Origin of the sequence: Pseudomonas sp. Z003-0.4C(8344-21), from assembly GCF_900104975.1 — a bacterium.
GTDB classification, from domain to species: domain Bacteria; phylum Pseudomonadota; class Gammaproteobacteria; order Pseudomonadales; family Pseudomonadaceae; genus Aquipseudomonas; species Aquipseudomonas granadensis.
In genome coordinates this window covers 3,503,418-3,514,445 of sequence record NZ_LT629756.1, presented here as the reverse complement: position 1 = coordinate 3,514,445, position 11,028 = coordinate 3,503,418, and the positions used below count along the sequence as shown (strand labels likewise).

The window sequence follows — 11,028 nt, the reverse complement described above, 5'->3', positions numbered from 1 at the left end:
AAGGTGCAGCGTTTACCTCGCCTGATCGTTCGTCATTATGATTCCAGCAGCGATTGCTCACACCATCGCTGCTGGTCTGGACTCCACAGGCAAGGCGTGTCGAGAACTGCGGCAACTTAAGGTAATAGGCCTGCCGAGCGATACGTCGCGATTGTTCTGTCAAAGACACTGATGTCAGCCCGCCCGCGAGCGATCAATTGAGCTCCCTCCACAGCCGCATAGATCGCCAGCGCTTGTTCCTGTCGTTCCTCAAGGCTCAGCTGTGGCCGGCAAACCGACAACACTTCCGTCAGCCAGCGCACATTCAGTTCGGTGAAACCGTCGACCTCTGTCCTTACCTCTGGTGGCAAGTCATCGTATTCGGCAGACATGATCCCGCACAGGCACATGCGATTGTCGTTGACCAAAGCCATGCGAAAGATGTCCGTGTAGCCCTTGATCCACACATTCAGGTCGTCGGAATCGGCCCGTAAGCCAGCAAGGTATTCAAGCCCATCCTCGGTGTAACGTTTGGCTAAAGCCGCGCCCAAGTCGCCTTTGGTAGGGAAGTGGTAGTGGATGCTCGCGCTTTTGATGCCGACTTCCTTGGCGAGCTCACGAAAGCTCAAGCCGTTGTAGCCCCGGGTCTGCACCATCTTTCGGGCAGCCGACATGATCGTTTCTCGTGTATCCGTCGTCACAAATAAATCTCCCTATCGATAGATAGACGTTGACAGTGAAAATGTTCTTGCCGTAGCTTATACCTATCGATAGGTAGATGGATAGTTATGGAGCTCGTATGAAGATTTTTGATATCCCTGGTTTTCCTAACCCGCTGCGCATTCGTATTGTTCTCGCCGAAAAAGGGCTGGGCTCGCAAGTAGAGTTCATTAAGGTCGACCTGCCTGCTGCGGAACACAAGCAACCCGCGTTCCTGACGATCAACCCGTTGGGTACCGTCCCGGTGCTGCAACTGGATGACGGCACCAACATCAGCGAATGTACCGCAATCACCGAGTATCTGGACAATCTGGACGGCAACCCGATTCTCACCGGCAAGACGCCGAAGGAAAAGGCCATTATCCACATGATGCAAAAGCGCGCAGAGTCCGAGCTGGCGGATCCGGTCGGCTATTACTTCCACCACGCCACGCCGGGGCTCGGTGCCGCGCTGCAGCCCTACAAGAGTCCTGAATGGGAAGGTCGTATCGAGTGGGGCAACCGTCAGCGCGACAAAGCAGTTGCCGGCATGCACTACTTCGATCAGCTCTTGCGCAGTCAGCCATACATCGCCGGTGAGCAATTTTCCATGGCCGACATCACGGTGTATGCCGGGCTGATCTTCGCCGGTTTCGCCAGTATTGCCATCCCCAATCAGTGCAGCGCGCTCCTGGCATGGCAGGCGAAAGTGCAGCAACGCCCAAGCGTAAAAAATCCCGCCTGATCCTTGCTCCTCCGCCCCAACTGGAAAACAGTCAGGGCGGACCTAAACCTACTCGTTTTTTTCAGGTTCCTCTATATGACCCTTTTCAACATCCGATGGGCGATGCGCCATACCCTGGCCATCGTCGCGCTGACGACTGCGTGCTCGACATTGACTGTTCAGGCCAGCAGCACCCCAGCAGAAAAAAAAGCTGCACATAGCTACACCCATCAAACCGCTCCGACCCAGTTCATCGAAGTCGAGGGTGCGCGCCTGGCATATCGTCGCTTCGGCAAACCCAGTGCCGTGCCACTGGTATTTCTCCAGCATTTCGTTGGCAACCTAGACAGCTGGGATCCCAAAGTCATCGACGGTTTTGCCCGTGATCGTGAAATTATCCTTTTCGACAATGCCGGCGTCGCCAGTTCCAGCGGTGAAGTACCGAACACCATCGAAGGCATGGCCAAATATGCCTCCGGCCTGCTGCAGGCACTGAACGTGAAAAAGGCTGACTTGCTCGGCTTTTCCATGGGCAGTCTGATCGCACAGCAAGTGACGCTTGATCATCCGAACCTCGTCCGTCGCCTGATTCTGGTCGGTTCATCACCTCGCGGTGGAGTTGGTATGGACTCGCTGACGCCGGAATTTCAGGGCTACCTGGCGAAAAAGCGTGCCGTACCGGATGAACTGTTGCTGGACGTTTTCTTTACCCAGACCGTAGAAAGCCAGGCCGCCGGACGCGAATTCCTTTCCCGTCTGCGCTCACGTAGGGTCAATCGCGATGTTGATGTCGATAGCAAGACTGCACCCGCACAAGCAGCCGCCATCGCTGGTTGGGGGGCGCCAGCCGGCAACGCCAACGACTACCTGAAAGGCATCAAGCAACCGACGATGGTAGTCGCCGGCAGCCATGACATTGTCTTCTACACAGTTAATGACGTGACCTTGCAGCAGAGTTTGCCCAACGCCCAGTTGGTGATCTACCCGGATTCAAACCATGGCGCGATCTATCAATACCCGGATCTATTTTTGAAACACGCCACGCTGTTTCTCAATGGGGTGAAGTAATCGAAACAAAGCACTGACGATTTGCTCGGCAGTACATGCCGCACGACCGATTAGGCTCCAAGTCAGGCCTGCGTCTACAGATCTGACGAGCGAAGAATCCAGGATCTCAAAATATGAAAGCGATTCAGTTCCGTAGCTTCGGCGGCCCCGAAGTACTCGAGTACGTCGACTTGCCAACGCCCGTGCCGCGGCCGGGAGAAGTATTGATAGAAACCTCCGCGATTGGGGTGAATTTTCCGGATATTCGTGAACGGTTAGGCATGTATAACCGGCCCGAAACACGCGTTGGTGGTGTCACGCTGCCGCATGTATCCGGACTTCAGGTGGTCGGACGCGTTTCAAAAACAGGAGCGGGCGTTGACCGTGCCGTTATCGGGCGCAAGGTCATGGCCTTGATGCCCAAGGGCGCATACGCACAGCAGGCTATTGCCCGTGCTGACATGCTGGTAATGCTGGATGAGTCGGTAAACGACGTCGCCATGGCGGGTTTACCTTGTCAGGGGGTGACTGCGTTCCTCGCTCTACGCACATGCGCGCATTTACAGTCAGGTGAAAGCGTTTTGATCCAAGGCGCCGCCGGGGGGCTTGGCAGTCTGGCTGTGCAGATTGCAAAAGCCATGGGCGCACAGACAGTTTTCGGTACGGCCAGCACTGAAAATCGACGCGCATTCGTGCGCAGCCTCGGGGCCGACTATGCCATTAGCTACGACACTCCCCAGTGGCCGGAGCGGGTGCTTAAATTGACCGAGGGGCGTGGAGTCGATGTGATCCTCGAAACCATCGGCGGCGAAGTGTTCGATCAGAATTTTGAGTGTCTCGCCATGCTGGGGCGTTGTGTGGTGGTAGGCTCCACGCGGGGGCCAGGCGAGGCATTGGCGCCTCGTCGGTTGATGGCCAAAGCGCAAACCTTGACCGGCATGTACCTGCCGACGTTCTTCCAGCGCCCTACTTTGATTCGCGAAGCTTTGCAATTCCTCGCTGATGGCGTTTCAGGCGGAGTGATCAGACCAGTCATCGGCGCGACGTTACCCCTGAGCGAAGCAGGGCTGGCGCACGCCTTATTGGAGCGAAGGGAAGTGCAAGGCGTCATTGTGCTGGATCCAAACCTCTAAGAGTGAATCTCCGATTCCCTGAGTTTTCTCGCGAATTAATGATGTAGGGGGGCTGTGGCGTTGATCAGGCGGACAAACATTCATCAGTAAATATGTCCTCACGAGAAGAGGACGCTATGCGGCATCACGGTTTCAATGGCAATGCAAGATGTTGACGCTCGGACTGGTGCTCGCGTGGGACGATCAATGCATTAGTGCGGTCACATAGCCTTTCTAGGTCTATAAAGGATAAGGTCTTGCGCACACGCGTCACGCCGTCCTCATTAAGAGTGGCCCGATATTAGCGTTGCGATTATGGCGGTTCGTCTACCGATGGCGGACCTGATAGGCTGCTTCTGGCCGTTAGCGGCCACTTGCGAACGGCCGCTTCTAGGCGAAACCTGTTATACATGAACGCCAGCAATTGCTCGATTACAACCCCCCCCATTAGCCTGAAATCTAAGTCTTGAAGGGAGCCAGTTTCCTGCCCCCGTCAGATTGTGGAACCTTCGTTTTTCCGAGAATTCTTCCTGCATCCTTCGCAGGTGAAAGCCCAAATACCTTCGTATAGTCTCGACTAAACTGCGTTGGGCTTTCGTAGCCCACCTCGAAAGCTGCCGCCATGACGCTCCTGCCGCTGGCTACCATGAGCATCCGCGCCTGAAGTAAGCGCACTCGTTTGTGATACTGCAATGGACTCAACGTCGTCACCGCTTTGAAGTGGCGATGGAAGGCCGAGACGCTCATTGCCGCTTTCTGAGCCAAGCTTTCCACCCTGATCGGCTGCGCAAAATCTCGACGGATCCATTGAATGGCTGTGTTCACTCTGGCCATGGCGGTATCGGGCGCTGCGATCTCTCGCAGCATCCAGCCGTGGGGGCCTTGCAGCACGCGAAACAGTATCTCGCGTTCATAAACAGGCGCCAGGGCTGCGATAGCTTCCGGGTTGCCCATCAATCGCAACATGCGCACCCATGCGTCCATTAATTCGGTCGTAACGGCCGCCACCGAAAAGCCCGGGTCGCTTTCATGGCGGCCGACAGGTTTGGGCAGGTCAGCCAGCAAGGTTGATAACACGGTGGGATCAAGCGTGAGGCTTATGGCCAGATAGGGTTCGCCCGTTGCCGCAGGGTGCACCGCGCCCACCGCAGGCAACTGAATCGACATGACGAAATAGGTCGCAGGGTCGTATCGCAGCGTGCGGTCGCCCACGGTCATGGTTTTGCTGCCCTGCAGAATCAAGTTGATCATCGGGTCATAGACTGCCGCCAGCATATGCTCGGGGATTTTGCCTTGGACCATAGCGACGCGGGGAATGCCCGTCTCTGTGCGGCGTTTTTCGGCCTTGGCGGCGAGGATGCGGAGTTCGTTAAGTTGTTCGTTCATGCTGGCCATGCTGAATGTCACAGCAGGAGCAACGCAAGCGAAAAGTAGAAACAGGCAGATTTCGAGTAGGAACGGCTGCGTCCGCAGTGACCAGCGCCCTTAATGTGGAGGCTCATTCAAGCAGTCGAGGAGTACGTCATGGGCGTTATCGTCATTACCGGAGGCAGTCGAGGGATCGGTGCGAGTGCAGCAGAACACGCCGCCCGGTGGGGTATGGGTGTCATTCTTACTTACAACCAGCATCCGGACGATGCGGATGATGTGGTGCGACGCATTGAACGAGCGGGCGGCAAGGGCGTTGCGCTTAATCTCGACGTGGCGGATGTGGAAAGTTTCAAAGGGTTCCGCGATGCCATCCTGTTAGTGCTCCGGGAGACATGGGGCACAAGCACCCTCTCAGGTTTAGTTAATAACGCCGGCTATGGCCTGTTCAACCCGCTGGCGTCGGTCAGCGAGGCTCAGTTTGATGGTCTTTTCAAAGTCCATCTGAAAGGCCCTTTCTTTCTGACGCAGACCTTGCTGCCATTACTGGAGGAGAACGCCAGCATCGTCAATCTGACCAGCGCTACTACACGCGTGGCCACCTCCGGGGTGGCGCCGTATGCGGCGTTCAAAGGTGGACTGGAAGTGCTCACGCGCTACATGGCCAAAGAGTTCGGTGATCGGCGCATACGTGTCAATGCGGTTTCACCTGGGGCGATTCGAACCGAGTTAGGTGGCGGGCTCAATGATGAGTTTGAGGCGATGCTGGCTGAGCAAACGGCGCTAGGCAGAGTCGGTGAGCCCGAAGATGTGGCCCGCGTCATTGCCATGTTGCTGTCCCAAGACGGGGCCTGGATCAATGCCCAGACCATCGAAGTCGCGGGCGGCTACATCATCTGAACGATCGGGAGACGTTGCCATGCTGGATCATATTTTTCTGTCTGTGAGTGACATTGAGCGCTCTATCCGTTTCTACGAAGCTACGTTGGCGCCGCTGGGTATCACCGCGCGCTTGGACTACGATGGCAAGGACGGTCCGCCTGGGCATCCGGACCTGAAAGGTTTCGGCGCCAAGGGCCGGATGTTTTTCTGGCTGCGTCAGGGTGAAGTCGAAGGCCGAGCGGTACATGTCGGTTTCGTCGCAGACAGTAAAGCTCAGGTTGCGGCGGCCTATGCGGCAGCGTTGGCTCAGGACGCCGTCGATCAAGGCGCACCGGGGGCGCGTCTGCACTACGACCCCAACTACTACGCGGCCAATGTTCTGGATCCTGACGGATACAGCCTGGAATTCGTTTACAAGAACTGGCAGCACGCACAATGAAAAAATTGATGATTTATGGCGCAACCGGCTACGTCGGGCGCATGGCGACCGACTATGCAGTGGCGCAGGGACTGGACGTTGTCATCGCCGGGCGCAGCCACGACAAGCTGCGCGCTCTGGCTGCACAGTTGGACGTTCCTTATCGCGTGTTTTCCCCTCATGCCCCGTCGACACAATGCCTGGAAGGCATTGGCCTGCTGGTGAACTTTGCCGGCCCCTTCGCGCGGACAGCTGACGCCTTGATGTGGCTCTGTATCAAGGCTGGAGTCGATTATCTGGATATCACGGCCGAGATCAACGTATATCGGTTGGCCGAGCAATTGGGCGATGAGGCGGCAGGGGCAGGGGTCATGCTCCTACCTGGCGTCGGTTGGGACGTAGTGCCGACCGACTGCCTGGCGGTGCATGTCGCTCGTCGGGTGAAATATCCGCAGTCGTTGAACATTGCACTACAGGTCGCGGGTTCCATTTCACGTGGGTCAGCACTGAGTGTTAGCGAAATTGTTGGAGCGGGGCTGCTGGCCCGGATTGATGGAGCGCTTCTTTCAACTCCCGATGCGCAACCGCGACACTTCGATTTTGGCGACGGCCAGGAGCTTTGCGTGCCTTTGTCGTTCGGTGATCTGGTCACCGGCTGGCGCTCCACCGGCATTCCCAATATTGCAATGTTTGTACATTTTTCCGGTGATCCATTACCTGACGGAGATCTTTCAAAAATTCCCGAGGGGCCGAACGCGCAACAGCGCGAAGCTCATCGCGCTCGGGCAGTGGCCGAGGTAACTGGCGCTGACGGCACTGTGGCACGTTCAGTGATCGAAACCGTCAACGGTTACACCTATACGCCGATTGCTGCCATGGAGGCGGCACGCCAAGTATTGAACGGCGTGCGAAGACCGGGTTTTGAGACACCGGCAAAGCTGCTGGGCGGCTCATTCGCCGAGAGCATCGGCGGTACGACCATCACTGATTACTGATTGATCGGACGATAGTGCAGATGTTGTTTACTCAGGATTCCACTGCGCTGTCGTCTGCCTCGAACTCATGGGCAAGCCACCTGCCGGCAATCCGTGCGACGTTCACCAAGCGCTCGCTGGACATCCCGCTGCATGCCGCTGCAGACAGCCCCCGCAGGGTGACCAGGATGTAGTCAGCCCAGGTCTGCGCAGCGTCCGGGCAGACTTGGTCCAGATACCGGCGGATCGCCTGGATTCCAGCGTCGCCGAATTTCTCCGCCATGTTTCGAGCGACCGGATCGTCCGCACGCAGGCCTTCGGTGATCAGGCAACCACGCAAAGCGCTATCTCGCCCGTACTGCTGCGCAGCGGCAATCAGCAGCGAGGTTAGCGCTTCGGCGGGAGGTCGATCCGGTGCCAGCAGTCTGTCCATTGGCAGCGCGTTTTCTGCGGCATAGCGATGCATTGCTCGTTCGAACAGTTCGGCCTTGCTTCCATAGGCTGCGTAAAAGCTCGGCGGCTTGATATTCATTGCCTCGGTCAGGTCGGTCAGGCTGACAGCGTCGTATCCACGCTGGTGAAACAGTGCTTGTGCGATGGCTATCCCTTGCTCCCGGTCAAAGGCGGAACGGCGCTGTCTGGGTTTTTCGTTCATGGCTATTTCTCTAGGTAATACGCCACTGTAGCGATCGCTACATGCAAGTTCAAACGCTTCGGTTGCTCCTTTTATTTAGTACTCACTAAATAATTTGCAGAGGACGTTCTTCCTATGTAGTGTTCACTACATATACGACAGTTGAGGTTCATCCCATGCAATTCAGAAACAAGGTCGTGCTGGTTACTGGCGGTTCTTCGGGCCTCGGCTTCGCAATCGCCGAAGCATTCGTCAGCCAGGGTGCGGATCTGATCATTACCGGGCGCCGCCAGCCTCAGCTAGACGAAGCAGCAAGTCGCCTCGGTGGGAATGTTTCTGCGGTGCGGACTAATATCTCGGACCCAGCCTCCCTAGGGGAACTGTTCAAGCATATCGGTGCGGTCCACGGTCGTATCGATGTATTGATCGCTAACGCCGGGATGGGTGAAATCGAGCCTCTAGGTGCAATCACCGACGCGGGCTTCGATCGGGTGTTCGCGACCAACGTCAAAGGCACCACCTTTACGGTTCAGGGGGCGTTACCGCTGATGAGCGAGGGGAGCAGCGTTGTCATTATCGGCTCGACTTCTTCGATCAACCCTGGACCTGGTATGAGCGTGTACGGAGCAACCAAGGCCGCACTACGCGCGTTGGTGAGGAGCTGGATTCTCGACATCAAAGGATCGGGTGTACGCATTAACTTACTCAGCCCCGGGCCGGTGGACACCCCGTCCCTACGGGCCGTGCTTGGTGAAAACGCGCCACAGGTAATCGATTTGCTAAATGAGAAGAGCACCCTCGGCCGGATCGGCCAGGCACACGAGATCGGCCAAGCTGCGCTCTTTCTGGCGAGCGAGGCGTCGAGCTATGTCAATGGTGCCGAGCTGTTCGCCGACGGTGGAGCTTCTCAGGTTTGAACGCCCATGGATCGGTCGTCTCGCCAAATGCTTACCTTCCGCTGAACGACGACAATGCCTTAACGGGCAATCCGCAACGGGAATATCATTCGCTTATAGCTGACGAGTGCAACCATCCTGCCGAGTGAATCGGGGATGCAAGGAGTTACCAAATGAGTAAGTTTGCTGGATCAGTAATCGATCATGTGGGCATTGGTGTCTCGGACATTTTGCGCGCTCGCGCCTTTTACGAGCGGTCGCTCGAGCCGTTAGGGATCACATTGCTAATGAGCATCGAGACGGACCATCCGCATTCGACGCCTCGCAGACTTGGGTTCGGCTCCGCAGGCAAGCCGTTCCTGTGGCTGCACGATGCACCAGTTCCCAGCTACGGGGCTCATATCGCGCTGATGGCGCAGAGTCATGGGGCCGTCGACGCATTCCATGCGGCTGCCATCGCCGTTGGCGGACAGGACAATGGCGCACCAGGCATCAGGCCTCAGTACCACTCCGATTATTACGCAGCCTATGTACTGGGCCCTGACGGAGTTAATCTGGAGTGTGTTTGCCAACTGACGCCTTAGGTGCCTGGGCTCTCATTAGGTATCTGTCAGGTGGCATTCTTCGTCAGCTTTTCAACCGCATCGAGCTGTTAGCCAATGGAGGTTTTCCCAGAATTGAATGTGTTCCTGTTTAGCTATGGAGCAATTCTTATAACCGATAGCAGCGCCAACTCAAGATGTCTCGTGGCACGGCTGTAATGAGGCTCCTCCTCTGGCCTGTTGCTGTGGCTGCTCCTGGCCGTTAGCTGCCGCTCGTGACCGCCAGCTTCCGGCCAAAAGCTGACAGTCGTGGCCGCACTATGATGAGCTAGCCTCCAATCGAGGCTGGGGGCATTCGATGCTTGACTTCTACACGACATCCCCTGTCGGGGCGACAAAAACAACAAGAGTTAAACTGCTACCGGGGAGATACTGTACGACGCGAAATTCCTGCTGCGGCACCGTCCCGTTGGTAGCGATATTGAACTGGCTGCACGCGGGGAAGAGGAACCCGATCACTTCGGCTCCTTAATTGACCCCTGTGGGCAGTTCCTCTGCCGAAAGCTGAGGCAAGCCGCTGAGCGGCAGTGAATCATGCCCCTTCCAAGATCACGTATTCCGGCAAGTTTTACATGCCTCTGGCATTAGTCTGGCCCCGTGGCGCTTTGCTTGCGCTGTTTGCGGTCCATCGGATTGTAAGTCAATGAGCTCATTCGGCTTCGCTCAAATGGTCGATATGAGCAAAGCGCTCGACCAGAAAGTCGATCAGGGTGCGAACCCGTGCAGATAGCTGCAGTTGCTGCGGGTAAACTGCATAGACATCCGCGCGGGTAGGCGTCTGATCTTCAAGGATCAACTGCAAGCGGCCGCTTCGGACATATCGGGCGATGTCCCACTCTGCTCGCATCAGAATGCCGTAACCCTCCAACGCCCAATTCAAAGCCACCTCGCCGTCGTTGCAACCCAGGGCGCCATGCACTTTGATGTTTTGAGTACGGCTCCCTGCTGCGAAACTCCATACGCCATAAGGCGTCTCGTTTTGCCTGATGAAAATGCAGTTGTGCTGCTGCAAATCTGCCAGTCGCTCAGGTGTGCCGTGCTTCTGCAGGTAGAGGGGAGAGGCACAGAGCAACCGACGGTTGGATGCGATTTTGCGAGCATGGAATGCTGCATCTGGCAGTGTGCCGAAACGGATGCTCAGGTCAAACCCATGGGTCGTGAGATCCAGTGGGTGGTCGCTGATCTCCAGTTGTATTTCAACCTCAGGATACCGGCTGTAAAAGGCCGCCAACGCCGGCCCGATATAGCGGCGACCAAAGCCGAGCGATGCGTTGACCCGAATCAACCCTTTGGGAGTTGCCCGACTGCTGCTGACCATCTGCTCGACCTCATGGATCTGCGTCAGGATTCGCGCCGCGTGGGAGAAGTAAAGCTCACCCTCTGTGGTCAGGCTCATTGAGCGGGTGGTGCGATTGATTAAACGAATGCCCAGCCTGGCTTCCAGCGCCGATAGACGTTTGCTCACTGCCGGAGGGGTGACCCCCAGCTCGCGAGCCGTGGCGGCAAGGCTGCCTTGGTTGGCCAGCAGGTAAAAAAACGACAGGTCTAAGGTCTGGCTCATTCATCGCTCAAAGTCGTGTATGGGGCGTATAAGTTTGATTGAAGCATCATCAATACATATATCCTGCCCATGGCTTGTCTGAATAGCATTTTCAACCTGCAAAAGCAGGAGCTTTAGGTGAAGGTGCTCTGG

At 56.6% G+C, this 11,028-nt stretch carries 12 protein-coding genes; 8 read left to right on the top strand and 4 right to left on the bottom strand.

Features of this window, described 5'->3' with window-relative positions:
- Positions 1-116 precede the first annotated feature (116 nt).
- Entirely contained in the window at positions 117-653 is a 537-nt protein-coding gene (locus tag BLU24_RS15960) for a TetR/AcrR family transcriptional regulator (RefSeq protein WP_093101801.1), read from the bottom strand.
- Positions 654-778: 125 nt separating this feature from the next.
- Here BLU24_RS15960 and BLU24_RS15955 point away from each other — a divergent pair, with 125 nt between their 5' ends.
- The 3 genes from BLU24_RS15955 (at position 779) to BLU24_RS15945 (ending at position 3,582) form a co-directional block, all read left to right on the top strand.
- The gene (locus tag BLU24_RS15955; RefSeq protein WP_093101800.1) at positions 779-1,423 is read left to right on the top strand and encodes a glutathione S-transferase; all 645 of its coding nucleotides are present in this window, start codon (positions 779-781) and stop codon (positions 1,421-1,423) included.
- A gap of 75 nt (positions 1,424-1,498) precedes the next feature.
- On the top strand, positions 1,499-2,470 hold the full coding sequence (locus BLU24_RS15950) for an alpha/beta fold hydrolase (protein WP_093101799.1): 972 nt from the start codon (positions 1,499-1,501) through the stop codon (positions 2,468-2,470).
- 113 nt (positions 2,471-2,583) lie between these two features.
- The gene (locus BLU24_RS15945; RefSeq protein ID WP_093101798.1) at positions 2,584-3,582 is read left to right on the top strand and encodes a quinone oxidoreductase family protein; all 999 of its coding nucleotides are present in this window, start codon (positions 2,584-2,586) and stop codon (positions 3,580-3,582) included.
- Positions 3,583-4,020: 438 nt separating this feature from the next.
- Here the strand turns inward: BLU24_RS15945 and BLU24_RS15940 are convergent, their stop codons facing one another.
- Entirely contained in the window at positions 4,021-4,947 is a 927-nt protein-coding gene (locus tag BLU24_RS15940; protein ID WP_093101797.1) for an AraC family transcriptional regulator, read from the bottom strand.
- A gap of 138 nt (positions 4,948-5,085) precedes the next feature.
- Between BLU24_RS15940 and BLU24_RS15935 the strand changes: the two genes are divergently transcribed.
- The 3 genes from BLU24_RS15935 to BLU24_RS15925 are packed head-to-tail and all read left to right on the top strand — an operon-like array spanning position 5,086 to position 7,224.
- Complete coding sequence (locus tag BLU24_RS15935; protein WP_093106733.1) at positions 5,086-5,829, top strand: SDR family NAD(P)-dependent oxidoreductase; 744 nt, start codon at positions 5,086-5,088, stop codon at positions 5,827-5,829.
- Between the two features lie 19 nt (positions 5,830-5,848).
- The gene (locus tag BLU24_RS15930; protein ID WP_093101796.1) at positions 5,849-6,250 is read left to right on the top strand and encodes a VOC family protein; all 402 of its coding nucleotides are present in this window, start codon (positions 5,849-5,851) and stop codon (positions 6,248-6,250) included.
- Positions 6,247-7,224, top strand: coding sequence for a saccharopine dehydrogenase family protein (locus BLU24_RS15925; protein ID WP_093101795.1), 978 nt, complete (start codon positions 6,247-6,249; stop codon positions 7,222-7,224). The genes BLU24_RS15930 and BLU24_RS15925 overlap by 4 nt, the downstream gene beginning before the upstream one ends.
- Before the next feature lie 31 nt (positions 7,225-7,255).
- Here BLU24_RS15925 and BLU24_RS15920 read toward each other — a convergent pair whose 3' ends face one another.
- Positions 7,256-7,858 carry a TetR/AcrR family transcriptional regulator gene (locus BLU24_RS15920; RefSeq protein WP_093101794.1) on the bottom strand — a complete coding sequence of 201 codons (603 nt, stop codon included), beginning with the start codon at positions 7,856-7,858 and terminating at the stop codon, positions 7,256-7,258.
- A 155-nt stretch (positions 7,859-8,013) separates the two neighbouring features.
- Between BLU24_RS15920 and BLU24_RS15915 the strand changes: the two genes are divergently transcribed.
- Together BLU24_RS15915 and BLU24_RS15910 are read left to right on the top strand one after the other, a co-directional pair.
- A complete protein-coding gene (locus BLU24_RS15915) occupies positions 8,014-8,754 on the top strand; it encodes an SDR family NAD(P)-dependent oxidoreductase (protein ID WP_093101793.1) in 741 nt (246 codons plus the stop codon).
- A gap of 152 nt (positions 8,755-8,906) precedes the next feature.
- Positions 8,907-9,317, top strand: a complete 411-nt coding sequence (locus BLU24_RS15910) for a VOC family protein (RefSeq protein ID WP_093101792.1) — start codon at positions 8,907-8,909, stop codon at positions 9,315-9,317.
- A 667-nt stretch (positions 9,318-9,984) separates the two neighbouring features.
- Here the strand turns inward: BLU24_RS15910 and BLU24_RS15905 are convergent.
- Positions 9,985-10,896, bottom strand: coding sequence for a LysR family transcriptional regulator (locus BLU24_RS15905; protein WP_093101791.1), 912 nt, complete (start codon positions 10,894-10,896; stop codon positions 9,985-9,987).
- Positions 10,897-11,028: the final 132 nt, after the last annotated feature.